Annotated in this window: 16 protein-coding genes; 2 read left to right on the top strand and 14 right to left on the bottom strand. The window is 37.4% G+C overall.

The features are described from left to right. Positions 1-187 precede the first annotated feature (187 nt). The 5 genes from FW781_RS21570 to FW781_RS21550 form a co-directional block, all read right to left on the bottom strand. The gene (locus FW781_RS21570) at positions 188-1,750 is read right to left on the bottom strand and encodes a calcineurin-like phosphoesterase C-terminal domain-containing protein (RefSeq protein ID WP_149389391.1); all 1,563 of its coding nucleotides are present in this window, start codon (positions 1,748-1,750) and stop codon (positions 188-190) included. Between the two features lie 70 nt (positions 1,751-1,820). After that, a complete protein-coding gene (locus tag FW781_RS21565) occupies positions 1,821-3,269 on the bottom strand; it encodes a SusD/RagB family nutrient-binding outer membrane lipoprotein (protein WP_149389313.1) in 1,449 nt (482 codons plus the stop codon). An 11-nt stretch (positions 3,270-3,280) separates the two neighbouring features. Then, the gene (locus FW781_RS21560) at positions 3,281-6,244 is read right to left on the bottom strand and encodes a SusC/RagA family TonB-linked outer membrane protein (protein WP_149389312.1); all 2,964 of its coding nucleotides are present in this window, start codon (positions 6,242-6,244) and stop codon (positions 3,281-3,283) included. Positions 6,245-6,641: 397 nt separating this feature from the next. Next, entirely contained in the window at positions 6,642-7,388 is a 747-nt protein-coding gene (locus tag FW781_RS21555; RefSeq protein WP_149389311.1) for a glycerophosphodiester phosphodiesterase family protein, read from the bottom strand. Between the two features lie 168 nt (positions 7,389-7,556). Further along, positions 7,557-10,640 (bottom strand): TonB-dependent receptor, encoded by a 3,084-nt coding sequence (locus FW781_RS21550; protein WP_149389310.1) that lies wholly within the window; start codon positions 10,638-10,640, stop codon positions 7,557-7,559. Positions 10,641-10,964: 324 nt separating this feature from the next. Here FW781_RS21550 and ligA point away from each other — a divergent pair, with 324 nt between their 5' ends. Together ligA and FW781_RS21540 are read left to right on the top strand one after the other, a co-directional pair. Continuing rightward, on the top strand, positions 10,965-12,971 hold the full coding sequence (gene ligA / locus FW781_RS21545; protein WP_149389309.1) for an NAD-dependent DNA ligase LigA: 2,007 nt from the start codon (positions 10,965-10,967) through the stop codon (positions 12,969-12,971). Positions 12,972-13,154: 183 nt separating this feature from the next. Further along, entirely contained in the window at positions 13,155-15,446 is a 2,292-nt protein-coding gene (locus FW781_RS21540) for a T9SS type A sorting domain-containing protein (RefSeq protein WP_149389308.1), read from the top strand. Positions 15,447-15,549: 103 nt separating this feature from the next. On the opposite strand, the gene FW781_RS21535 is transcribed toward FW781_RS21540, so the two are convergent. From FW781_RS21535 to FW781_RS21495, 9 genes are all read right to left on the bottom strand, one after another. Continuing rightward, on the bottom strand, positions 15,550-16,002 hold the full coding sequence (locus FW781_RS21535) for a hypothetical protein (protein ID WP_149389307.1): 453 nt from the start codon (positions 16,000-16,002) through the stop codon (positions 15,550-15,552). A gap of 32 nt (positions 16,003-16,034) precedes the next feature. Beyond that, positions 16,035-17,750, bottom strand: coding sequence for an ATP-binding protein (locus tag FW781_RS21530; RefSeq protein WP_149389306.1), 1,716 nt, complete (start codon positions 17,748-17,750; stop codon positions 16,035-16,037). Positions 17,751-17,755: 5 nt separating this feature from the next. Then, complete coding sequence (locus FW781_RS21525) at positions 17,756-18,865, bottom strand: sensor protein KdpD (protein WP_149389305.1); 1,110 nt, start codon at positions 18,863-18,865, stop codon at positions 17,756-17,758. Positions 18,866-18,921: 56 nt separating this feature from the next. Beyond that, entirely contained in the window at positions 18,922-20,007 is a 1,086-nt protein-coding gene (locus FW781_RS21520; protein ID WP_228720258.1) for a porin, read from the bottom strand. Positions 20,008-20,076: 69 nt separating this feature from the next. After that, positions 20,077-20,634 (bottom strand): K(+)-transporting ATPase subunit C, encoded by a 558-nt coding sequence (locus FW781_RS21515; RefSeq protein WP_149389304.1) that lies wholly within the window; start codon positions 20,632-20,634, stop codon positions 20,077-20,079. Between the two features lie 10 nt (positions 20,635-20,644). Continuing rightward, positions 20,645-22,684 (bottom strand): potassium-transporting ATPase subunit KdpB, encoded by a 2,040-nt coding sequence (kdpB, locus tag FW781_RS21510; protein WP_149389303.1) that lies wholly within the window; start codon positions 22,682-22,684, stop codon positions 20,645-20,647. A gap of 178 nt (positions 22,685-22,862) precedes the next feature. Next, positions 22,863-24,557 carry a potassium-transporting ATPase subunit KdpA gene (gene kdpA, locus FW781_RS21505; RefSeq protein ID WP_149389302.1) on the bottom strand — a complete coding sequence of 565 codons (1,695 nt, stop codon included), beginning with the start codon at positions 24,555-24,557 and terminating at the stop codon, positions 22,863-22,865. Positions 24,558-24,563: 6 nt separating this feature from the next. Then, a complete protein-coding gene (locus FW781_RS22835) occupies positions 24,564-24,641 on the bottom strand; it encodes a potassium-transporting ATPase subunit F (RefSeq protein WP_077415921.1) in 78 nt (25 codons plus the stop codon). 353 nt (positions 24,642-24,994) lie between these two features. Then, positions 24,995-26,317 carry a sigma-54-dependent transcriptional regulator gene (locus FW781_RS21495; protein WP_149389301.1) on the bottom strand — a complete coding sequence of 441 codons (1,323 nt, stop codon included), beginning with the start codon at positions 26,315-26,317 and terminating at the stop codon, positions 24,995-24,997. Positions 26,318-26,839 lie beyond the last annotated feature (522 nt).

Here is a 26,839-nt window from a genome sequence, read left to right as displayed (position 1 = left end):
GATACTTTTCTTTATACAAAGTTACGAAACAACATTTTTACGAAGCGGTGAAAAGACAGATTTAATAGTTTTTTAATTACCTGGGAGGACTATTAAAATTTATATTTTCTTAACTCACAAAAATAGAAGCCGATCTGGTGGACCGGCTTCAAAATCTAAAAAAAGGTATAGTAAAAAAAATAAAAACTTAAGGAATCTGAATTGAATTCTGAACTTCAAATTCTTCTGAAGCTGTGAATTCGTTTCCGTACATATCAACAGCCTTCACCTCAACTTTATGTTTTCCTAATGATAATTTTTTAGGAAAGTCTGCTTCCCAGATATGTTTTGACATTTCAGGATTAGAAGGTCTTCTTCCCGGAAGAATTTTTTCTGTAGAATCCCATTTGAAAACAGAAAGGGCAAAATTCGGGTCTATGGTTTCATCATATTCCATTTCTTCCCATTTTCCTCCGTCTATTCTGTATTCTACTTTGTCTTTTTTGCTTCCCATAAAGAAATTGGCCAACACTTTTGCAGAGGTTCTGGAGGAAGGAATTACTTTAGGAATATATAATTTGATCTGATAGTCCTCCGGTTTTCCGGCTGTTCTGTATTTAACTTTATACTGATTGTCTGTAAAGCTAATGAATGAATATCCTTTTGCTGTTCCGTCTCTCATCGTTGAAGTCGGAAGTCCGGCATCATCAGGTGTTCCTGAGTACCAGTCGCCACAAGTGGTTCCTACGTTATATTCGTGTAATTCTTTGATGCCATTCCAGCCTGCTTTTTTACCGTAGAAAATCTGCTGTTGGATATGGGTATGTGCTGATAAAAGCAATACATTCTGAAAAGGGTTTAAGAAATCAAATAATTTCTGGCGATCAGCATTTCTAAAGCTGTCTTCATTTTTGTGCTCCAACGGAATATGGAAAGATATAACGATCAGTTTATTTTTATCTACCAGTTTCAGGTCGTTTTCGATAAACTGAAGCTGATCTTCACGGAACCCTCCCCAATATCCTTTGCCATCTCTCGGATCCGGATAAAGAATATCATCCAGAATGATGAAATGTACGTTACCATAGTTGAAAGAGTAATTGGCCGGACCAAAATTGGATTCAAATGTTTCATCGGAAAGACGGTCTTCTTTCGCATCATAATTCATATCATGATTTCCCATTACATTATACCAAGGCAGTCCGACTTCTTTCATAACGTCTGCATAAGGTTTCTGCAAGCTTAGATTATCTCCTACCAAATCTCCCAGACTGATTCCAAATACTGCATTTTTTTTGGTATTCTTCACTTCATTTACAATTCCTCTTTTGAAGTAATCCAGTTCTTTTTCTGTGTAAGGCTGCGGATCTCCAAAAACAAGGATATCAAAGTTTTTGTTTTCGTTTTGCTTATAAAGCGGGAAGCTCAGTTCTTTGGGAAGATCTCCTGTAGCAGCAACTCCTTTGTATTTAAAATCTGCGGGAGAACCTTTTGGTTTGTGATGGTAATAAAACTGAGGTAAGTTATTTGTATTCAAAGCCGTTTGATATCCTGAAGGTTTGATGACAAAAATAGTCTGATCTTCCTGAACCGGAAGGCTGTATCGCCCGTTTTTATCAGTAAGAACTACCTGAACACCATTGGAAACGGCTACGCCTTCAATTCCTTTTTCGCGGTTTTCTTTCTTTTGGTTTTTGTTACCGTCTTCGTATACATATCCGGAAACAGAATTTTGCGAGAATGCCAATGCTGAAACCAGAATACAAGGCATTAAAAATTTTATATTGATACTCATAATTTTTAAATCTTTAAATTATTTTTAAATTTTTCAATTAATGATATTATTTATTCCACCACATTTTTACGTTGATATTGTCACCTCCCATGGATTGTACGGCTGCATTATAATTATCCGTATTCATCACTTTTGTGGTGGTAGGATACATAAATCTTACAGGCATCTGTCCTCCGTTCTGAAGCCCACCGTTGTTAGGAAGTACCGGCAGTTTTGTACGTCTGTATTCGTACCATTGCTGATGATCTACAAAAAACAGGGAAATATATTTCTGAAGCATTAGCTTTTGTAAAGAACCGTCGTAAGCTACGTTTGCATTGCTGAAGTAATTGGCCGGAACTGTTGCTCCCCACTGTTCAATAATAGATTTTACTCCGGTTTCATAATAAGTCTGTTGATTTCCTGCGATAATTCCTTTGTTAACCAATTCTGCCAGGATAAACTGAACCTCAGAATAGGTCATGATTAATATTTTTAAAGGTGCTTTTGCAAGATTCTGATTAAGGTTAGAAGGCTGATAGTTGAAAGCTGTTCCTAAAGCATATCCTGATGGAGCTCCTTTATATCCAAGATCTTCCCCGGTAGTTGCTTTTGCTTTCGTAAAAAACATACTCAGCCTTGGATCGTTATTATCTTTCATTGCATTTACAAAAAATTCACCTGCTGATCTGTATGCCGTAAAATCCTGAGGGCGGGCAATTGGCGGCAAATATGGAGATACTCCTGAAAGCGGCAGTACTGCACTGTCTGTATTATTTTGAAAAACAGGATATTGTGCAGGATTATTGACAATCTCCTGAATTCTTTCATATACATTTACTTCACCGTTTCTGCTTAAAATTCTTGTTAATAATCTCAATGAAAGAGAATTACAGAACTTCTTCCATCCTAAGATACCGGTCTGGCTATTGGTATTGGCATTGTAAAATAAATCTGTTTCTGCTAATGCCTGATTTGTGTTGAATAGTGAATTGGCAGTTTTAAGATCATTTAGGAGCTGAATGTAGATATCTTTCTGTTTATCATATTTCGGTCTTAAAATATTTTCTTCAATCTTCACTGCTTCAGATAAAGGTACATCTCCAAAGGCATCGGTAAGATTGGAAGCAATCCATGCATTCAGGACCATTGATATGGCCAGATAATTATTATTCTGTTCTTTCGCTGCATATTTTCTAAGGTCGCTTACCTGCTTAAGCCATTTATAAGAAGTATTCCAGTAGCCGTTACCACTTTTTTCGTCCATATAATATCTGCTGTAGGTATTTCCTTCATTTGGAAAATCTAAAGCGATCTGCATGATATCAAAAGTAAAATCATCTGCTCTGTTATAGCCATAACTTCCCATTTCGTACTGAATAGGAGCAAGAAGACTTCCCACAGAAGGATCTTTTATTTTACTGGTATCTGTATTGATTTCTTCAAATGTTCTGTCGCAGGACTGAAGCATACAAACAGAAGCAGCCAATGTCAGATTTATGATTATTTTTTTCATTTTTAAAGATTTTAGAATTTAAGATTTAACTGAAATCCAACTGTTCTTGCGGTTGGAAGCTGTCCCATTTCAACTCCCGGAGTAATGGTTGCATTATCCAGCGTAGCGACTTCAGGGTCAAACAATGGGAACTTCGTCCACATCCACAGATTCTTTCCGAAAATGGCAATCGTAAGATCATCCAGACCTATAGATTTTATGGTTTCTTTCGGGAATGAATAGGCAATTCTTGCATCTCTCAGCTTGATAAAATCTGTACTGAAGCTGTTGGTTTCCACATTGGCTCTTCTATAGTAATCTCCATAATAAGAAGATACCAGTACTCCTTTTATATTCGGGCTGAAAGATCCGTCAGGATTCTGAACAACACCATCTCCTACAATCATTCCACCAGGATTATCTCTTCCGGGAAGGGTAGATTTCAGCTTACCCTGTTCGGACATTTTATGATGCGACTGAGAATAAGCAATACCACCATACTGTCCGTCAAACGAGAAGCTGATCGTAAAGTTTTTGATCTTGAAATCATTCTGAAGACCGGCTCTCCATTTCGGGAATGCATTTCCTACTTTTTCAATATCGGCTGGTCTTGCAGGAAGTCCATTGTCTCCGTAAATTACTTTTCCATCTGGAGTTCTTAATAATTTAAATCCATACATGTCTCCAAGGGAACCTCCCACTTCCATTTTATAGAAGACAACATCACCTACGTTGGACACAATTCCGTCAAATCCTTCAGGCAAAGTCATCACTCTGTTTTCATTGGTAGACCAGTTCCCGCCTACTTTCCATGAGAAGTTTTCACCTTTCACAGCTAAGATATCAGCTGAAAGTTCAAGTCCTCTGTTTCGGATTTTCCCCGCATTGATCACTCTTTTAGAATATCCGCTTTCCGAAGGCAGCGAAACAGGAATAATCTGGTTTTCACTCATGTTCTGATAAGCGGTAAGATTAATATTCAATCTGTTTTTGAAAAGACTGAAATCCATACCTGCTTCAATATTGGTGTTTTTTTCAGGTTTAAGGGAAGGATTGTTAAAAGTAGTAGGTGCTACCACACTTCCGGTAATATTACTTGCGGTATAGTAGTTATCCAAAAGATAAGGATCGCTGTCTATCCCTACTTTCGCCCATGAAGCTCTCAGTTTCCATAAGTTCAGATTATTACTTTTCAGGTTGAAAATGTCTGAAAGAATGAAGCTGGTACTCACTGAAGGATAAAAGAAAGATCTGTTTTGCTTCGGAAGCGTTGAACTCCAGTCATTTCTTCCGGTAACGTCCACAAATATTTTATTATCATATCCCAGCGTTAGTAATCCATAGACACTGTCTACATGTTTGTCTCTTGGTGCCGGATATTTAACCGGAATAGAAAGCGCATTGGTAAGGCTGTATTCGCCGGCCGTTTTCAATCCGATTGCCTGATAATCTGTCATCAGGTATTCATTATATCGGATACTTCCCCCTGCAGAAGCAGAAATACTGAATTTATTCCAATCTCCTTTGTAAGAGAATAAAACGTCATTGTTGTATTCCTGATTTTTGATAAACTGTTCTCTGTAGAAACCTTTCAGGTAATTTGCAGAACTCCATGGTCTTTTGGTTGTTCTTTTTTCATTAAGAATTTCAATACCTGACCTCAGCATTAAACTGAAATTCTTATTAAACTGATAATCTGCCGTAATGTTTCCTGTAATGGTCTTTTTTCTGACCCCATTCAACATTTCATAAGCGATCATATAAGGATTGTCAATAAAGGAGCTGAAAGGATGGATTTGGTCAACCTGTTCCTGACCCGGCTTCCAGATTGGTTTGTACCATTCAAGATCTACATTGGGATTTTGGAAGATCATGAAATAAGAAATCGACTGGTTGTTGTATCCCGTTGCAGGAAGGTTGTCACTGGAAGTAGTGTTATAAGCAAATTTTGTAGAAATCTTTAATTTTTTAGTAAGCTGATGTGCAAATGATAAGGCGAAATTGAATCTGTCAAAGCCGGTATTCGGCATCATCCACTCGTTATTAAGATAGGTAAGTGAAGATCTGAAACTTGTTTTGTCATTTGAGCTTTCTACTGAAATACTGTTTGAGTAGGTAGAACCTGTTCTCCAGAAACCTTTAATATTATTTTCATAAGGTCTCCACAATTGTCTTTCCTTGCTTTGTCCCAGTACATTGGGATCGTATTGAAAATAATACTGTCCTGCGAATTTAGGTCCGAACGCACTGCTTGTACCGCCTGTACTTGGTCCGTCTGCGGAAAGGCCATAAGAATAGTAAAAATTTCCTGCTGTATTGGTGGCCAAAGTTCCCTGTCCGTATTCATACTGCCAGTCCGGCCATTTCAATACAGAATCAAAGCTTGAGGAAGAATTAAAAGTTACTCTCAGTTTTCCGTTTTTCGTTTTTCCGGATTTTGTAGTAATCATTAATGCTCCGTTGGCAGCACGGGATCCGTATAATGCGGCGGCAGAAGCTCCTTTCAATACGGTTACAGATTCAATATCATCCGGATTGATACTGTTTAATCCGTTTCCAAGATCAATTGGAACATCACCTCCCGAACCTGCTCCATAGGCTGCCGTACCGGAACCTGTGGTAGAATTCCCCATTGGTACTCCATCCACTACAATAAGAGCGTAGTTATGATCCATCATAATGGATTTTTCTCCTCTCAAAGTAATTCTGGAAGTTCCAAGCGGTCCCGCTCCTGCAGTCTGAATTTTAAGACCTGCCACTTTCCCTTCCATTGACTGTGCCCAGTTGTTATTCTGGGTTTCTTCAAATGTTTTGGCTTCTACTTTCTCGGCAACATACCCCAAAGCCCTGTCATGTCTCTTGATTCCCAAAGCAGTTACTACCACTTCATCAAGTCCTTTCACTGTGTCTTTTTTAGCTTTCTGCTGAGCTGCCAGATTAACGCTGACGAATCCTAACAGTGACAAAACCAACAGTTTTTGTGTCTCTTTACGCATTTCCTTTTTGTTTGCGCAAAATTAGAACGACATTATAAGGATGGTCTTAACACAGTTTTAACGTTTCTTAAAAAATCATTAAACCATATGTTAATGCAGCTTTAACAACATTACATAAACAACTAATTAACAAACACTTATACAATTAAGTGTTTTTAATACCAGTCTGAAATTGTATTTACGTATCTTTATTGTCTTTCTTTGAGTTATTATTATAAAAAAAGCGTAAAATACTGATTTACAAAACAATTAATCATATTCATAAAAAGAGTTAAACACATAAAAAGAACAGTCTGCCCCATTATAAAGGGCAGACTGTATAAATTGTTGATTATTGTTTGAGAAGTGTTGTAAACCAACCCTTCAGCTATACTATTTTGTAGAAGACTTTCAACAGTTACTTATTCTTTAACTGGTCAGGAATATTGGTTGTTACAAACCCGATTCCTTGTTTTTTCAACTCATCGTATACAGCAACATCATTTACCGTCCATGAATTGGTAATTAATCCTAATGCCTTTGCTTCGGCAATCCAGGTAGGATTTTTCTGGAAAACGCTATAATGATAATCCATACCATCCAATCCTTCTTTTTTGATCTGTTCAGGAGACAATTCGCCATTCAGATATTGAACTTTAGAGGATGGAGCCAGCTTTTTGATCTCTTTACAGATATTAAGGCTGAAAGAAATAAACTCACTCTGAGATTCCAGCTTCATATCCCTGATCATTTTGATTGTTTTCTGCGTGATCTCATTTTCAATTTCCGGAGTCTTGGCAGGTTTGATCTCAACGATCAGCTTCAGGGATTTATCTTTTTTCCCTTGTTTCAAATAATCTTTTAACGTAGGGAACTTTTCTCCATTGGATAATTTCAATGCTTCCAATTCTTTGAACGTAGCTTCTGAAATTTCCATCTTACCATGGTGCTCATCATGATTGATGACCAGTACACCATCTTTTGTCATTCTTACATCAAATTCTGCCCCGTATATCTTTAATTTCTGGGCATTTTCCAATGACTGAAGCGAGTTCTCCGTTGTAGGAGGCTGAGTCTGGAAATATCCTCTATGGGCAATGATCTGGGTTTGTGCTTTCATCATAACTGTACTTAAAACTGCTAACCCTAAGATAAAATTTTTCATAATATAATTTAGATTATTAAAAATAAAGTCGTGAAACTTCCTGATAAAGGTAGTTATTAAAAAATGAAAACCACAAAGACATAAAAGATTTCCGGATTACAGCTAAGTGATATTTATAATAGCCTGCTCTGTTTCTTTTATGTCTTCAGTGGTTAAAAAAGATAATGATTAGAAGGAATACTTCGCTCCAATCTGAATCTGGTATGGATTTCCGGAAAGAGGAACCAAACCGCCTCCGCTTACGTTTTTGGTGTATTCATACTGCATAGTATCCTTGTTAAACTTAGTCACCTTATACAGAGAAGTATTTCCATATGATTTGTTTACACCCCATTCTTTATTAAGAAGGTTTGCCACGTTGAAAATATCTACAGAAAGTTCAAAAGCGCCTACTTTATCAAATTTTATTTTCTTCGCTACACGAACATCCCAAACGCCATAGAAACCGTTTTTACCTCCGTTACGTTCTGCAATTTTGCCATTGTATTCATTGATATAATCCTTCAGAGCCTGTCCTACCTGCGGATCATCCAAAATAGATTTGGTAAGATTCGGGAAGATAAAAGCAAGGTCGTTGGAGTCTACGAAGTCACCGTTGATATTTCCCCCTGTTGTTGCAGAGAAACGGGTTCCTCCGATTCCTGAATATCTGATTCCTAATGTAAATCCGGCAATGGTGGGAGAGTTACCATAGATCACCACTTTATTACGAAACTGGTTGTCAGAATAGGTCATTCTTAAGTCTCTCGGATCACTCTGAATCATCGTAGATAATGTTGCAGAATTCGCTACATTTCCGTTGTAAGAAGTATTGTCTTTAATATCGGACCATGTATAACTTGCCGTGATCTCTCCATCTTTCCAGTAACGGTAGCTTGTATCTATCACGAATGAGAACTGGTTTACTTTACCATCACTTGCCAATTCCAATACTCTTCCAAAGTTGTTATTGATTCTTCCTTGTTTCCAGTCGAAACTTACACTGTTATTGGCATTATTGGTAATAGCACCGGTAGGAATGAATACACCTCTTCCACCTTCATTAGCTAGTGTAAAGAACGGATTCGCCACCATGTTTCTGTCGTAGTAATAATAATTATTTCTACCTAATGCCATATATCCTGCAATTCCCGCTCTGAATCTTTCATTGAAGAAATGGGTATAGGAGATATTCGCTTTATAAACGATTGGAATTTTTGCATCTTTACCCGTATAGTTGATAGTTGGGATCTGATACTGAGAAAGTGAAGGCACCGAATTATAATCATTCCTGTAACTGTTGAAATCTGGGAACGGAACATCTTTACCCGTTACATCCACTGTAGCAAGATGTTTTCCATCGAATACAAGATTATTGATAATCATGTAGTTGTTGATATCCGAAGAGAAAATTCCGGCACCGAATTTAAGGAAGTCTTTATTTCCTTCATTGATATTCCAGTCAAACTGGAATCTTGGCTGGATGACAAATGATTTGATCTGATTGTCAGTTCTGATTCCCATTTCATCAAACAGTTTCTGATTGAATTCTGCCTTTGGGTAACCTCCGTAGTCTAATCTTAGTCCTGCCATTAAATCCAGACCTTTTGCCACTTTGGTCTGGAACTGACCATAAACACCAATGTTCCAGATATTTGATCTTACAGACGGATCTTCCATCAAAGGAACTTCTCTGTAGAATCGGTAAGGAGTCATTGCATCAAAGTTACCCATTCCCTGGAAATGGAATCTTCCGTTCACTTCACTTCCGTACACAGATTTCGCGGTTGTATACATCAAATCAGCTCCGAAAGTATATTTTACCTTATCTGTATTGTAATATAGGTTATCTACAATCTGGAATACATTATTTCTAAAGCTTTCCTGTGCAAAACGATGCCCACCAATCTGAATATTGGTAGATCCCACACTTGAAGCGACGCCTTCAACAATCGCTCTTGGTACAGGCTTTCCTAATTGATTGTTCTGATAACTGTCCTGGAAAGTATAAAGATACTGCGCCTTTAATTCATTGGTTAAATTAGACTGCAGGTTTGATCTTAAGGTTAACAATAAACTGTTATCAAGGTTTTTGTCATTTCCGTAAGATTCAAAGAAATTGATATTGGTATTATCACCCAATCCGTTTTTATTAAGGTCATAGGTGAAGTTATTTCTCAGGGTCAATAAGTTCTTTTCGTTGATCTGCCAGTCTAAACGTAAAAATCCTGCATCCGAGTTTCTTACTTTGTCGAAACTTCCAAACTGAGGGCCGCTTCCTACTCCATATTTTGCTCTGGCAATGTCCACAAACTGATTAAGGGTCTGCGTTGTCGTATTGAATCTCTTCTCATCATCCGGAGATTTGATATCGGCAATAATCAAAGGTCTTGAATCCAACTGATGATCCCATGCGACGAAGAAATGTAATTTATTTTTAATGATCGGTCCACCCAATGAGAATCCGAACTGAGAAGTAGAGAAATCATTATCTCTTTTGTTTCCTCTGATGTCATACGGGCTGGAAAGCCAGTTGGTTCTTAAATATTCCCAGGCACTTCCTGAAAATTTATTGGTTCCTGATTTGGTAACGGCACTTACAGTACCTCCTCCGCTTCTTCCCAATGTCACATCATATTGGTTGGTGGTAATTTTGAATTCACGTACCGCTTCAATTGAGATGGAGAATGGTGCACCGCTTCGGCTGGTAGTAGCTCCTGCAGAAGTAGGATTTTTGGCCGTCATCCCGTCAATCGTAAAGTTGGTAGAAGATCCTAGCTGTCCGGAAAGGTTTCCGCCTTTTCCGCTTAGTGGTGATAGTTCAGCAAGATTGGTGAAATTTCGTCCGTTTACCGGAAGCATACTGATATTTTTAGCAGAAATTGCTGTAGCAGCACCCAGGTTTCCGATCTTGTTTTTCAGGTTTCCTGTAATCTTTACTTCCTCGATTTGTTTTTCGCTGCCAAGATTCATATTTACGGTAACCTGATCTCCGAAGTTTACATTGTAACCTTCTTTTTTATCATCGTTTACAATAACTGTATAAGGCCCACCCAGAGGAATTTCCTTAAAAATATACTCTCCTTTTGAGTTTGTTTCCGTTTCCGTTTTGAATCCGGTGGATTCATTCACGATTGTTACTTTCACTTTTTCCTGAGCTGTACTTCCCGGCCCGGTAACTTTCCCTACAATAGAAGCCTGCGTGGTCTGTGCATACGCTATTGTCCCAAGTCCTAAAAACAATAATCCCAGTACAATCTTTACTTTTTTCATTTCTTCCGAAGATCTTTATGATTAATTTTTTGATGTTCGCCAGGAAACCTCTTTGATTTTCATGTTAATAGATCACGTTGAGGTTTCTTTCAATCAGATGTGCAAAGGTATTTTGACTTTAAGAGCGGGGTGTTTAACAAAGCTTTAACATTTCTTTAATTAAATCAGAACGTTATGTTAAATTACTTTAAACACATGTTTTATTTCCTGCAAAACCAGTTGATTAAACCATATTACGCATTCTTAATTTTCCTGTAATATTTAATTCTGTTATTTTTTAAATGCGATTACTTTAGTTATTTTTGCTCAAAAGATAGAAAGCCAATGTCTGAAAACATTCAACAAAAGATAGAACAGCTCCGCAAAGAGCTTCACCAGCATAACGAAAACTATTATCTACTGGATACACCCACCATTTCGGATTTTGAATTCGATATGCTTTTGGAAGAACTGCAGAATCTGGAAGCCCAATACCCTGAATTTTATGATGAAAATTCTCCTTCGGTACGTGTAGGTGGCGGTGTTACCAAAGTTTTCCCTACGATTCAGCATAAATTCAGAATGTATTCTCTGGATAATTCTTATGATTTTGACGACCTTGAAGACTGGGAAAAAAGAATCATCAAAACCATTGAAGATCCTGTAGAATTCGTTGCTGAGCTCAAGTATGACGGCGCATCCATTTCTATTCTTTATGAAAACGGAAAACTGTCACAGGCTGTCACCCGTGGAGATGGCTTCCAGGGAGACGAAATTACCCCGAATGTACGCACCATTTCAGATATTCCTCTGACTTTAAAAGGTGATTTCCCTGCTCAGTTTTTTATGCGGGGAGAAATTTATCTGACCCGAAAAAACTTTGATAAAATCAATAAAATACGCGAGGAAGAAGGCCTTGATCCTTTCATGAATCCCAGAAATACAGCCAGCGGAAGTTTAAAAATGCAGGACAGCGCTGAGGTGAGAAAGCGCGGACTTTCTTCTGTACTGTACCAGTTTATTTCTGAAGATATTCCTGCGGAAACACATTGGGAACTTCTTCAAAAAGCACAGAGTTGGGGCTTCAAAACGTCTCAGCAGGCAAAATTATGTAAAACGATGGCTGAGGTACAGGAATTTATTACATTCTGGGATACTGAACGCCATAATCTTCCTTTTGAAATTGACGGAATTGTTTTAAAAGTGAATTCATTACAGCAGCAGAGACAGCTTGGTTATACGGCTAAATCTCCCCGTTGGGCAATGGCTTATAAATTTAAAGCAGAAAAGGTAGAAACAGAGCTTCAAAGTGTATCTTATCAGGTGGGAAGAACGGGTGCCATTACTCCTGTTGCTAATCTTAAACCTGTTTTACTGGCCGGAACTATCGTTAAAAGAGCATCACTGCATAATGAGGATATCATCAAGAAACTGGATCTTCATGAACATGATTTCGTCTATGTAGAAAAAGGGGGTGAAATCATTCCAAAAATTGTAGGCGTAAACACGGATAAAAGAACAGAAGAAAGCAAAGAAATAGAATACATCAAACATTGCCCTGAATGTGGAACTGAACTGGTAAAAATTGAAGATCAGGCCATTCATTTCTGTCCGAACGAACTTCACTGCCCTCCACAGGTAGTGGGAAGAATGATTCATTATGTTTCCAGAAAAGCATTGAATATTGACAACCTTGGTAGTGAAACTATTGAACAGCTTTACAGGGAAAAGCTAATTGAGAATCCTGCAGACTTTTATGTTTTGACGAAAGAGCAGCTTCTTCCATTGGAAAGGATGGCTGAGAAATCTGCTCAGAATATCATTTCAGGAATTGAGAAATCCAAAGAAATTCCTTTTGAGAAAGTATTATATGGAATCGGGATCAAGCATGTGGGAGAAACGGTTGCCAAGAAACTGGTCAAAAACTTCCCAACGATTGAAGAATTAAAGAATGCTACAGTGGAAGAGCTTTGCCAGGTAGAAGATATCGGGGCTAAGATTGCAGTAAGTATAGTAGATTTCTTCCAAAACTCTGAAAACGTATTGATGATTGAACGTTTAAAATCTTATGGTGTGCAGCTTGAAAAGGGAGAAAGCACCAATGAAGTACTATCCAACGTTCTGGAAGGAAAAACATTCCTATTCACCGGAAAATTATCATTATTTACCAGAGAATCTGCTGAGGAAATGGTAGAAAAACATGGCGGAAAAAATATTTCTGCGGTATCAAAGAACCTCAACTATCTTGTGGTAGGGGAAAAAGCCGGAAGTAAGCTGAAAAAAGCTCAGGATATCGGAACGATTACTATTCTGGATGAACAGCAATTCCTGGATCTGATTGAGAAACAATAAAGAATAATGATTAAATCATTTATATAAGACTGTGAAATCTATCACAGTCTTTTTTATTTTCATTTGAAATAAATGCTTTGAATTCAGACATAAAAAAAATAATAAAATATTCACTTAAAAGTTTACATTTGCTTTTGATTTGTAATCAAATAGTAAAAAACTAAAACGTAACCAACTAAAACCATGAAAAAACTCTACTCAGCCATTCTGCTGGCTATATTTTCTGTACTTCAGTCACAGATTGTCAATATTCCCGATGCTAATTTTAAAAGCCTGCTGGTAGCCAATATACCTTATCTGGCTACAAATATTATGGGTAACAGTACTATTATTGACACCAACCATGATGGAGAAATCCAATTATCTGAAGCGGCCAACATCAGTAAATTAAACTTTGACACCACTACTTTGCAAAATTATACCTCCTTTTCTAATAATGTGATTTCAATAGAAGGGATAAAAAGCTTTACTAATCTGACACATTTTAATATTGACAATTTTCCACTGTTACAAAGTATAGATCTTAGTAATAATACAGTATTATATAAACTGGATATCAGCAGATGTTATGTGTTGTCATCAGTAAATCTTCAGGGTTGCAGCCAGTTGCATGATCTGGATATTTTCTTTACTAAAATCCTTTCGATAGATCTATCAGGATTGACAAATTTATATGATGTGAATATGACACAGTGCCAGCTTGCTAATATCTTTTTAAATAACAACACGAATCTGACCAACTTATCATTGGTTTCCAATAATCTTCAGACACTCCCTTTAAATCAAACCCCTAATCTGAAATTTTTAGGGATCCCCGGTAATAAGTTTACGTCACTCGATTTCAGTGCTTTTCCAAAAATTGAATCCCTAAATTGTACCTACAATAAATTTACAAGTATTGATCTCTCCCAAAATGGAGAACTTCAGATTTTCGGATGTGATATGAATCCGAATCTTCAGTATTTATTTATTAAAAATGGAGTCAATAACTTTACACAGAATAATACTTCAACATTTTCAGGGACTCCCAATCTTGTTTATATCTGTGCAGATGATTTTGAAATTCCTAATATCACTTCACTGTTACAAACTACTATGGTCAATTCATATTGCTCATTCACCCCGGGAGGCACATTCTATACTATTCAAGGGAATACAAAAGTGGATATCAACAATAACGGATGCGATCCCAATGATCCCAACAAAGCTTTTCAGAAATTTACAATAGCAGGAGGCGGAATTACAGGAAGTATGATTGCCAATACTTCCGGAAATTACAGTATTCCAGTACAGGCAGGCAGTCATACAGTAACTCCGGTTCTGGAAAACCCTACCTATTTCAATATTTCTCCGGCGAGCTTTACGGCTAATTTTCCTCAACAGATAAGTCCTTTTACTCAAAACTTCTGTGTAACTCCAAACGGAGTCCATCATGATCTGGAAACAGTAATCATACCTGTAACGGCAGCTTCACCTGGTTTTGAATCAAAATATAAAATCATCTATAAAAACAAAGGTACTGCACCTCAGTCGGGAAATATAGTTTTTAATTTCAATAATAACCTGATGAACTATCTGAGTGCAACGATCTCTCCAAGTTCTCAATCTACCGGAATGCTGAACTGGAACTTCACGAATCTTCTTCCTTTTGAAACCAAAGAAATCACTGTAATACTGAAATTAAATACACCAACTCAAACCCCACCAGTAATTAGCGGAGATATTCTGCATTACACGGCGCAAATCAATGGAGCTACTGATGAAACACCTGCTGACAATAGTTTCACTTTAAACCAAACGGTTGTCAACTCTTTTGATCCCAATGATAAAACCTGTCTAGAAGGAACTACTATTACGCAAACCCAGGTGGGAGATTATGTACATTACCTGATCAGGTTTGAAAATACAGGAACTGCAAACGCTCAGAATATTGTTGTAAAAGATGCTATTGATACTTCCAAATTTGATATATCAAGTTTAATTGCATTAAACGGAAGCCACAATTTTGTTACAAGAATTACCAATCCGAATACGGTTGAATTTATCTTTGAAAATATCCAGCTTCCTTTTGATGATGCGAATAATGACGGATATATTTCGTTCAAAATCAAAACAAAATCTACCTTAAATCTTGGAGACAGCTTCAGCAATACAGCGAGAATCTATTTTGATTACAACCACCCTATTGTAACCAATACTTACACAACAAGCGTTCAAAATGTATTGGCAACAGCAGAAATTGATAAGGAAAACCAGAGTATTTCTGTTTATCCTAATCCTGCAAAAGATGTTTTAAATATCAGATCCGAGCAGGAAATCATCAAAGCTGAAATCTATGATGCGACTGGAAGAATTATCAGATCAACAAATGTAACTGAAAATTCAATTTCTGTTTCAGAACTTTCCAAAGGAAATTATATTCTAAAAGCTTTCACAAAGGACAAAGTACTTGTACAAAAGTTTATTAAAGATTAAGCTTATAAAAATTTCATATAAAAAGGCTGTGATCAATTTCACAGCCTTTTTATTGATTAAGAATCAATAACTTCCGGTACCTTCAGAATATACATAATTTTGTTTACTTGAAAACAATAATGGTATACGGAATGCTTTCGCCTGCTTTAGGCAAGATCAACCTGATATGTTCCTTATTCTTATAATAATCTATATAAGGCTCTTTAGTGATAATCTTCCCTTTCTGAGTTTCTTTATATCCGGCTGCTAATATCAGTTTAAGATATTGGTCATATTCTTTTTTGTCCCTAAACTCAAATTCAATCCTGTCTTCTGATTTTTCTTCTTTGTATTCAAACTTTCCGATTTTTGAGGTATAGTCTGGGGCTTCGTATTCGGTTAAAAGAAAACCTAAACCTTCAGTTCTGTCATAAAACTTGAACTTTTGCTGTTTCATTTCCTTTTTAAACTCATCCATTGTCAGTTTGTTGAAACCGTTAAGTTGTTCTAATGAAAATGTCTGAGCAGAGATCTGAATACTTAGTAAAATCAATAAAAGTCCTAAAGTCTTTCTCATTGTTATTTTTTAGCACAAATATAAAATAACTCTTACGAAACCGGCAGTCTGAAGTAAAATGTACTCCCGTTATTCAGAGAACTCTTCACTCCTATTTCTCCATGCTGTTTTTCAATGAAATTCTTGGAGATTGCTAATCCCAGCCCTGTTCCGTTCTGATGTTCGCCGGGAACCTGGAAATAACGGTCAAAGATCTGACGATGGTATTTTTCATCAATTCCGCTTCCGGTATCAATAATACTGAACTGAATGAACGAGTTGTGTTTTTCTACCACAATCTGGATTTTTTCATCCTGAAAAGAGTGTTTCACAGCATTGGTAAGAAAGTTATTCATCACCCAGACTGTTTTATCAAAATCGGCAGTTACCGCATCACTTTCTTCTAAAAGATATTCTGTACTGATAGCAATATTTTTCTGCTCTGCCAGTTTTTCTACATTTTTCACAGCAGTCTGTACAATTTCTTTAGGAGAACATTTTTCTACAGTCAGTCTGATATTTCCTGATTCTACCTGAGAGAGATTCAGCAATTCACCTGTAATGTCTAGTAAACGCTGCCCGTCTTCATTAATGCTTTTCAACAATTCCTGCTGCTGCTCGTTCAGTTCCCCGAATTTTTGATTTCCAAGGAGCTGTACGCCCATTTTTATGGCTGAAATTGGAGTTTTCAGTTCATGGGAAATCGTTGCAATGAAATTGGTTTTGGCAAAATCCAGCTCTTTAAAAGGGGTAATATTTCTCAGCAAAATTACCTTTCCGATGTATTTTTTCTCCTTTTCACCTGTTTTTACAATATTAATAGGAATAATATCCTGCTCAAAATAATTTTCTTTGTTATCTCGTACGATCTTAATAGGATCTTTTACCGGATGATCTATATTTTTCAGCAGTTCACGTATCAGATCATTGTTGATGGCTACTTCATGGGCAGTTTTTCCGATGATCTCTTCCTTATGGAGATTAGTAATCTTCAACGCTTCATCATTAATCATGTAGATAAAATGATTTTCATCCAGACCAATAACTGCATCGTGCATATTGTTGACTAATGTTTCGATACGTTTTTTATCCATCAATTGTTTAGAAAGCGTACTGCTTTCGTACTCCTGAAGTTTCTCTGCCATACTGTTGAACGATTCTGCCAGGCTGTTGAATTCTTCACTTCCTTTGAAATGTACCCTCTCATTATAATTTTTATCCGCAATCTGTTTGATACTGAAGGTTAGCTGATTGATTGGCTCCGCAATAGTTTGCGGTAAATTGAAAAGCAGAATAAAAGCAATCAGAAAGCATACTGTTCCTAAACTTACGATCCAGAAAGTGGCATTTTCTGCCGTAATGATGGCGATGTCACTCTTCCGTTCTATGCCTTTCATATTTAAAGACATAATCTTGGCCAGATCTTCGCGGATGAGTTTTTCTTTGTGGATATCAGGAGCTTTCAGATAACTGCTGAAGTGCAGGTTGAGGTTCTGGGTAGCTTCTTTTTCTCCAAATTCTGTAAGATTCTTTTCCTGTAATTTATTATTTTTCCTAAAATCTGCTATTGCCACAGTACTGTCTGTACTGATATTATCCAGGGCCAGAAGCATATTCTTGGAAAATTCCAGACTGTTGTAATTGGCAGTAAGGATCTTTTCAGTATCGGATTTTAATTTATTGATGTACACAGAACCTATCACTGAAAGCAGTACGATCAGCAGAAATAAAAGGCCAACGCCTAAGGTAAGTTTCGTTTTAAGTTTCATTATTTTTATGATAAAATAATAATATCTATCTGTCTTTCATTCAGCCTGTTCATAAGGGTATAGATCCAGCTGTACCCCAGCATCCGCTGCCAGAAACTGGCATGAGGTTTACCAATGCAGACCGTTGTGATATTATGGGCAATCACATATTCCAGGATTCCGTTATGAACACTGCTTTCTTTGATCCGGACTACTTTGGCGCCTAATTCCTGTGCTAAATTAAAATTATTAATTAGAAACCGCTGTTTATCAAGTGCAATTTTTTCCGGATTTTCTGAAGGTTTCTGAACATACAAAACAGTCCATGGACTGTTATAGTAACTGGCTAATCTCGCTGTTTTCCGGATAATTGTTTTGGCAATTTTTTCATTACTACTGATGCAGGCAAGGAATTTTATAGGTTTAAAATTTTCTGTTTTAATCTCAGTTTCTACCTTTCTTTCCACATGGGTGGCCACTTCTTTTAAAGCTAACTCACGAAGCTGGAGAATATGTCCGCTTTGGAAGAAATTGCTGAGTGCTGTCTGAATTTTTTCCTTTTTATAGATTTTGCCTTCTTTTAAGCGTGTCAGAAGTTCATCGGCAGTAAGGTCGATATTCACTACTTCATCTGCGAGTGCCAGTATTTTATCCGGAACCCGCTCTGCGACTTCTACTCCTGTGATCTTCTTTACCTCTTCATTCAGACTTTCAATGTGCTGGATATTCATGGCGCTGATGACATTGATCCCGTTATCGAGGATTTCCAGTACGTCCTGCCATCTTTTTTTATTTTTAGAACCTTCTACATTGGTATGGGCCAGCTCGTCAACCAAAACTACCTCTGGATGTTCGTTGATGATGGCCTGAAGATCCATCTCTTCAAGGTTTTTTCCTTTATAAAAAACTGATTTTCTTTCAATTTCAGGAAGACCTTCTACCAGAGCCACGGTTTCTTCCCGGCCATGGGTTTCTATATAGCCCACTTTTACATCAATGCCATTTCGCAAAAGAGAATGAGCTTCCTGAAGCATACGGAAAGTCTTTCCTACGCCTGCACTCATCCCGATATAAATTTTGAATTTTCCTTTACGGGATTTCTGGATAAGTTCTAAAAAATCTTTTGCTGATGACATTGATTTTATTCTTTTTAATTTTACTTTAAACACGTTCAACTGTGGTTAATCTGATCCTAAAACCAGGCTGCAAGACTTGTTGTAATGAAGAAATTTCCTTTTTTAAATTCATCATCTTTCGCAAAAATGGCATCTTTAGCAGTAAAACCTCTTGCTTCTGTACGGAAAACCACGTTTTTAAAGATCGCATAATCTACATTGAGAGAATATCCGAAAGTCTGAAATCCATTGGGAGTTTCCGTACTGATAATCACCCCGTTTTTATCATTATAATATTCCAGTCTTCCGGCTAATGCCCATTTGTTGTCAAACTGATATTTCATGAGAACATTCGGGCTGTACCAGATATTATACTGCTCGCTTCCTTTTGACTTCTGTTCTGCTCCGATATCAAATCCCAATACTGCAGAAAACTGATCTGTGAGCTGAAAACTTCCATACAAATCATGGAAATAGCGCATTCTTTTGTCTTCTTTAGCTTTATCATTCCCGATAAATGAACTGCTGTTCAAAGTAATTTTATCATTCGGTTTGTAGGTCACCTGATGTCCGAAGGAAATACTCTGATTTCCTTCCGGTTTTGCAATTCTCTGCCAGCCATTCAGTACTAATCCGCTTACAAACCATTTTCCGTTATCTGAGGTATAAGAAATTTTAGCGCCTGTTTCAAAATAAGGAGAATTTTCTGCTGCAAAACTTCTGGTCAGATTGATATTATCTTTTCCTATAGCACTTTCCCAGCCGATATGAGACGGCATGATCCCTGCATCAATCCACAGGTTTTTATTTTTAGAAATTTTGATTCCGATATTGGCTTCATTTACATAACGCAGGGCATTTTGTTCGGCAGCCATATTATCCTGGGCATAAGTTCCGGCCATTAGAGCTACATTGGCACGGAGATTTTCACTCTGATAGTTGGCTTTAACCAATCCCAGATTGAGGTTCATTTCATTATGTCTGTTATATGAATATAAAAAGTTTTGACGCATATGATTGCCAGGCTCATTAAAATCATAGGTATAAAACAGTTCTGCATATGCTGAAAATGTCACTTTATTGCCCATTTTTAATGAATCTGATGACTGTGCCTTAGCTAAAGATAGTCCTAATAGTGCACTTATAACTAGATATTTTTTCACTTTTATTAAGGTATGTTAACCATGTGCCAAGATGTAAAATTTTGACATGGTTATCGGTTATTAAATTTATTATTTTAATTGATCTAAAGCGATATTAAGCTTTAAAACATTCACTTTTGATGGTCCGAAAAGTCCTAACAACGGCTTTTCAGTGTGATTATTGATTAAGTTTTTGATCTGTTCTTCAGAAAGGCTTCTCACTTTTGCAATTCTCTTTGCCTGATACAAAGCTCCTTCTTCAGAAATATCAGGATCCAGACCACTTCCGCTGGCAGTAACCAGTTCTACGGGAACTTTAACATTATCCATTTCAGGATTTTGCATTTTTAACGTGTCAATTCTTTTCTGTACCGTTTCCAGATATTCTTCATTGCTTGGCCCTTTGTTACTCCCCCCGCTTCCTGCTGCATTATAATTGACTGAGGAAGGACGGCCATGAAAGTATTTTTCAGATTTAAATTCCTGCCCGATATTGGCATAAAATTTCTGGCCTTTACTGTAAACAATTTCTCCGTTGCCTTTGTTGGGAAGTATTTTAGAACCTCCATATACAACTGCCAGATAAATACCTGTAACCACCAGCATTACAAGCGTTAATCTGAATGCTGAAACAATATGATTTTTCATTTTTTTAATTTTAATAGAATAAACTGATTACCAGATCAATGATTTTGATTCCAATGAACGGAACAATTACTCCGCCCAGACCGTAGATCAAAAGATTCCTTCTTAATAAGGCGCTGGCTCCAATTGGTTTATAAGCCACCCCTTTCAACGCCAGCGGAATCAGAAACGGAATGATGATCGCATTGAAGATAACTGCCGATAAGATGGCTGTTTCCGGGCTGTGAAGATTCATAATATTCAGTTTCTGAAGCGAAGGAATAAAAGTGATAAATAGCGCAGGAATAATGGCAAAATACTTCGCAACATCGTTCGCAATACTGAAAGTCGTCAAGGTTCCTCTTGTCATCAGCAGCTGCTTCCCGATTTCCACAATTTCAATCAGCTTTGTCGGGTCGTTATCAAGATCCACCATGTTGCCGGCTTCTTTAGCAGCCTGTGTTCCACTGTTCATCGCTACGCCTACATCTGCCTGGGCCAGTGCCGGAGCATCATTGGTACCGTCTCCCATCATGGCGACCAGCTTACCTTCCTGCTGTTCTTTTTTGATGTAATTCATCTTATCTTCAGGCTTGGCTTCGGCAATAAAATCATCTACTCCGGCTTTTTCTGCAATAAATTTTGCTGTCAGAGGGTTATCTCCGGTTACCATCACCGTTTTTACGCCCATTTTTCTCAGTCTCTGGAAACGTTCCTGGATACCTGTTTTGATGATATCCTGAAGTTCAATAACACCCCATACTTTTTCATTAACAGCGACAACAAGAGGAGTTCCACCATTTTCAGAAATCTTGGTCACTGCATCCTGTGTTTCCTGTGGGAAGATATTCCCGGCTTTTTCAGTCAGTTTTTTTATGGTATCATAAGCTCCTTTACGGATTCTTGTTTCATCAAAATCAATTCCTGAAGTTCTGGTCTCCGCTGTAAAATCAATATACGTGGGATTGGCAACCAATAAGTCTTCAGGTTTCAAAGTGCTCAGTTCAATAATTGATTTTCCTTCCGGTGTTTCATCAGCTACGGAACTTAATGCAGAAGCTTTAATGAATTCGTCAAGCTGAATTCCGTTCGCAGGATGAAATTGGGTTGCTTTACGGTTTCCGATCGTGATTGTTCCTGTTTTATCAAGCAGCAGAACATCAATATCTCCTGCTGTTTCTACAGCTTTACCACTTTTGGTAATTACATTCGCTCTCAATGCTCTGTCCATCCCTGCAATCCCGATTGCAGAAAGCAGACCACCGATTGTTGTCGGAATAAGACAAACGAAAAGAGATATAAATGCTGCAATAGTAATCGGAGTCTGCGCATAGTCTGCAAAAGGCTTTAAAGTGAGGGTAACAATAATAAATGTAAGGGTAAACCCTGCCAAAAGTATGGTTAATGCGATTTCGTTAGGTGTTTTCTGTCTTGAAGCTCCTTCTACAAGAGCAATCATTTTATCTAAAAAGGATTCTCCCGGCTTTGTTGTTACTTTTACTTTAATTCTGTCCGACAATACTTTCGTACCTCCGGTTACAGAGCTTTTGTCGCCTCCGGCTTCACGGATTACAGGAGCACTTTCTCCGGTAATGGCAGACTCATCAATAGTTGCAAGACCTTCAATAATCTCACCATCCATCGGAATCTGATCTCCGGCTTCACAAAGGAAAATATCGCCTAATTTCATTTCAGCAGACATTTTCAACATTGTTTCTACCTGAAATCCGGGTTTATTATCAACCACTAATTTAGCTGGAGTTTCTTCCCTTGTTTTTCTTAAGGTATCAGCCTGTGCTTTTCCTCTTGCCTCTGCAATAGCTTCTGCAAAATTGGCAAACAGAACCGTGAAAAATAAAATAATAAATACTAAAAAGTTGTAGGAAAAGCTTCCCTGGCTTTTATCACCGGTAAGACTGAACATGCTCACAATAAACATGACAACTGTTCCGACTTCCACCAGGAACATTACCGGATTTTTAAACATGATTTTCGGATTCAGCTTTACGAAGGACTGTTTTATGGCTTCGTTTACCAAATCTCTCTGAAACAATGTTTGTGACTGATTTTTCATTTTTTTGAAAGAGTTTATATCATTGTAAATCAATAATCACCATTAAGGTCTGCCAAATAATAAGGATAGATATGGATAATATTAAGTGAACGTTTCAGTAAGTGTCAGACTAGCTTCCTCAAACTTTTCAGCATCCTTAATGGTTGAATATTGATTTTAATTTTTAATGTTCACATTTTTATTTTGAGAAATACTGAATCTGCTCTGCAATAGGCCCCAGCGTCAATGCAGGGAAGAAAGACAGCGCTGCAATCAGTAGAATCACCGCCAGGGTCATAAATCCGAAGGTAGCCGTATCTGTTTTCAATGTTCCTGAGCTTTCAGGGATATATTTCTTCTGTGCCAGTAGTCCTGCAATGGCTACCGGTCCTATAATCGGAATGAATCTTGACAGTAACAGGACAATTCCTGTTGAGATATTCCACCATGGTGTATTGTCTCCAAGTCCCTCGAATCCTGATCCGTTATTGGCTGCGGAAGAAGTAAATTCGTACAGCATTTCACTGAAGCCATGGAAACCCGGATTATTCAATGTTTTTGCTCCAAACTCAGGTAAATAAGCTGTTAAAGCCGTTCCTGCAAGAATTAAGAAAGGATGGAATAATGCTACAATCATCGCGATCTTCATTTCTTTGGCTTCAATCTTTTTCCCCATAAATTCAGGAGTTCGTCCTACCATCAGACCGCTGATGAATACAGCAAGAATGATAAAGATAAAATAGTTCAGAATTCCTACTCCACAGCCTCCGTAGAAACAGTTGATCATCATGGCGAGGAGTTCATTCATCCCGGAAAGCGGCATTGTACTGTCATGCATCGCATTTACAGATCCTGTAGAAATTACTGTAGTGGCAATACTCCAATAACCGGATGCAGCACTTCCAAAACGGATTTCTTTGCCCTCCATGGCTCCCAGGCTGCTGTCTGTTCCCATTTGTGTAATCAGAGGATTTCCACCAGTTTCATTCACAACATTCGGAATGGTAAGAGCAAGAAAACCAACTGTCATTACAGTAAAGATCACCCATGAAAGTTTTCTTTTATTCAGATAAAAACCCAGTGCAAATACCAATGCAAACGGAATGATCATTTGGGTAACCATCTCTGTTATATTGGTGATATAATTAGGATTCTCAAGCGGATGAGCGGAATTCGCTCCAAAAAAACCACCACCATTAGTTCCCAAATGCTTGATTGCAACAAATGCAGATACAGGACCTCTGGAAACATCAGCCTTCTGACCTTCCATGGTAATGATATGATCCTTTCCTTCAAAAGTCATCGGACTTCCGTTCATAGAAAGAATGAAAGCAACAATCACACTTATCGGAACAAGAATTCTGATTATTGATTTTGTGAAATAATCATAAAAGTTTCCTAATTCTGTGCTTGTTTTTTCTTTAAAAGCTTTGAAAAGAACCGCCATTGCCGCCATACCTGTTGCTGCCGTTACAAACTGTAAAAACATAAGATAAAGCTGGCTCAGATAGCTTACTCCCGTTTCTCCTGAATAGTGCTGTAAATTACAGTTGACTAAAAAGGAAATAGTTGTATTAAAAGCCAGATCGGGTGTCATGTTCGGATTTCCATCAGGATTTAAAGGAAGCCAGGCCTGGTTCATTAAAAGAAGAAAACCAATGATAAACCAGATCAGATTGATCGCCAGCATGGCATACATATTCTGCTTCCAATTCATCTGACGGGAAGGATTAATTCCCGATATTTTATAAATTACCTTTTCAATGGGTTCAAAAACCGGATCAAGAAAAGTTTTTTTGTATCCATAAACATTAGCTATGTATTTACCTAAAAATATTCCGATAACTAATGTGACAGCAAACATTGCTATAATGCCTAAAATTTCTGTATTCATGACCAATTAAAATTTTTCAGGTTTAATTAAAACATAACAGATATACACAAAGGCAAGTATTGAGAGGAAAAATAAACTCCACATAATTTATATTCTATCAAAAAATTCAACTGATTTATATAAAAGCCAAAACAATACTGCAAAAAGCAGAATTAAACTTATAAGCATCATATCTTAATCATTAGGGTTAAAAGAGTCAACAATACGTACGATACAATCAGCAGACTAAAAGTTGAATGCTCCCGTTTTTTAAACGTTTTTCTTGAAATTGTCATTTTTAAATATTTTATTCAGAGACTATATGCCAAAAGAAGGTCCAATTAAAAAAAAACAAACACAAAACATTGATTAACAAAGAATTAAATTACATCTTGAAACTATATAAAAACAGAAAAGCCTATCAAAATGATAGGCTCTTTATTAAAATGATAAAAAATTTATTTTAGTCCGTATTCTTCAAGCTTTCTGTACAGCGTAGCAATACCAATCTCCAGTAAGCGGGCTGCTTCCGCTTTATTTCCTTTTGTGTACTGTAATACTTTTTGGATATGTACTTTTTCGAGTGATCGAATGCTCAATGAATCACTTTCCGGAACTTCTTTTTCGGAATAATGAGGAAGGCTCTCAGCATCAAGAATATTATTATCCATTAAGATCAAGCTTCGCTCCACAGCATTTCTCAACTCACGAATATTTCCTTTCCACTCATTTACCTCTAACGCTTTATAATAGTCCGGACTTACCTGAACAGAAGACAAGTGAAGTTTATGGGAAAAAAGATCAATAAAGTTCTTCGCAAGTACTTTCAGATCTTCCTTTCTATTGCGGAGAGGCGGAAGACTTATTTCAAATACATTCAGTCTGAAATAGAGATCTTCTCTGAAGTTTCCCTGTTTTATTTCACCTTCCAGATCTCTGTTGGTAGCCGCGATCAGTCTAAAATCAGATTTTGAAACTTTCGTCTCACCCATTTTGATAAATTCTCTGGTTTCCAAAACTCTGAGCAACTTAGCCTGGAGTTCTATAGGCATCTCACCAATTTCATCCAGAAATAAAGTTCCCCCATTAGCCTCTTCAATCAGACCTTTTTTATCTTTAACAGCTCCTGTAAAAGCGCCTTGTTTATGACCAAAAAGCTCACTTTCCAGAATCTCCTTACTAAATGCCGAGCAGTTGATTGCCACAAAGCTGTTTTTCTTTCTGTCACTCCCTTCATGAATAGCGCTGGCAAATACTTCTTTACCCGTTCCTGTTTCTCCTGTAAGAAGCACAGCAGCATCCGTTAAAGCCACTTTTTCCGCCAACTTTTTAGCCTGCAGAATTAAAGGTGATTTGCCTATGATCTGATCAAAACCTTTGGTAACTACCTGCTGGACGATTCTTGACTTATTGTCTTTCACCTTGTCAAGGGCCTTATAGACCAATGGGATAATTTTTTCATTATCGTCTCCTTTCACCAGATAATCGTAAGCGCCATTTTTCATAGCCTGTACTGCATCTGTAATATTCCCAAATGCAGTCATTAGAATAATTTCCAGCTGAGGATATTTTGTTTTAATTGACTTGATCAATTCTACTCCAAAAGCATCAGGAAGGCGAACATCACTAAGAACAACATCAAAGTCATATTGCTCTAGCATTGTCATCGCTGAACGTGCTGTAGAAGCTTCTTTTACATTAAAATTTTCTTGGGAGAGGATCATTCCTAATAGCTTAAGGAGTTTGATCTCATCATCGATGATCAGAATGTTTCCTGACATTATATTTATTTTTGGAAAACTGCTACAAACTTATTGAATTTATTCGAGTAAAATAGAGATTATAGAGAATAGTTTTCTGAACGACACCGAAACTATAGAAGCTTCTCCCGCTATCCATTCATACTCCTCACGCTAAAGCTCTCCAACCCTGCAACCCTGCAACTCTCCTACGCAAGCTGCGGGGTAACCATTACTATCGGGGCTAGGGGGCAAGACAGATTATGAATGATGCGTTATGAATTATGAGTGGTGGATCCAAGGTTCGGGGTTCGGGTTGCGTTTTCTTGAGTTCTGCTTAATACAGATTCATTATATTCAATAGAAATGATTTATCCTTTTTTCATCAAAAGCTCTCCATGATCATCTGCGAAAATCCGTGTCCTCTGCGGTTAAACCAATATTTATTCAATAGGAGCGGGCTTTAGCCCGTTCTCATGTAAAAGCAATATTTCCATATGGCTTCAGCCCAAACTTAGAGTTGATGCATCTTTATAAAATTTAAAAGGTATTGTTGAGACTCCT

Source organism: Chryseobacterium panacisoli (genome assembly GCF_008274625.1).
In the GTDB taxonomy this organism is placed as follows: Bacteria; Bacteroidota; Bacteroidia; order Flavobacteriales; family Weeksellaceae; genus Chryseobacterium; species Chryseobacterium panacisoli.
This window is presented reverse-complemented; position numbering and strand designations above follow the sequence as displayed.